This is a genomic window from Brevibacillus porteri, assembly GCF_003013475.1.
Classification (GTDB): Bacteria; Bacillota; Bacilli; order Brevibacillales; family Brevibacillaceae; genus Brevibacillus; species Brevibacillus porteri.
In genome coordinates this window covers 1-602 of the sequence record NZ_PXZO01000090.1, presented here as the reverse complement: position 1 = coordinate 602, position 602 = coordinate 1, and the positions used below count along the sequence as shown (strand labels likewise).

The window sequence follows — 602 nt, the reverse complement described above, 5'->3', positions numbered from 1 at the left end:
CCTTCTCCTGTAGCTCCTGTTTATTTTGTACAGCAACACGAAGGGCTTTATATTCTTTTAATGCTTTGACAACAGCCTTTCTGACTTCTTTTTCATCTACTGGTTCCAGAAATGACAGTTGCTCTTGTGCGCTCATCATTCCAATTCCCCCTCGTGGCAGCCCGTGCTATAATGTTTTTGCCGAACATATTTACGGGCTCCCAGTGGGGGCTATTTTTTTGTCTGTTTGCGCGGTAAACTTGACGCAAGAGTTCAATTTGAGGTGATCATAGTGGTTGCTGTTTTCATCAGAACTGCATCAGATGATTTTAGAAAGACCGAAAAACAAATGGAGTCCTGTATGCCGCTTGTCCAAGATGTAGCCCATAAGGTGTATATGGAAATTAACGTTAAAACCATTGACTCGGATCGTCCTGGCCTGTCTCAGTTGATTGCGGACATAGAGGCTGGATTGGTAAACAAGGTAATCTGCCATAGTGCTGAGCGAATCTCTCGTAACCCTGTTGAATTGGGGAAGTTCATGCATCTTGCTAATCAGAAGAATGTACCATTGGTTTTTGCTGAGTGATTCTGAATGGAATCACTTTTTTCTCTTTTGTTAA

Annotated in this window: 1 protein-coding gene and 1 pseudogene; one reads left to right on the top strand and one right to left on the bottom strand. The window is 42.4% G+C overall.

Features of this window, described 5'->3' with window-relative positions; translation table 11 throughout:
- Positions 1–136: pseudogene (locus tag C7R92_RS33070) on the bottom strand (ArpU family transcriptional regulator); the annotation flags it as partial.
- A gap of 126 nt (positions 137–262) precedes the next feature.
- Here C7R92_RS33070 and C7R92_RS31810 point away from each other — a divergent pair.
- Entirely contained in the window at positions 263–568 is a 306-nt protein-coding gene (locus C7R92_RS31810) for a recombinase family protein (protein ID WP_158265791.1), read from the top strand.
- Positions 569–602: the final 34 nt, after the last annotated feature.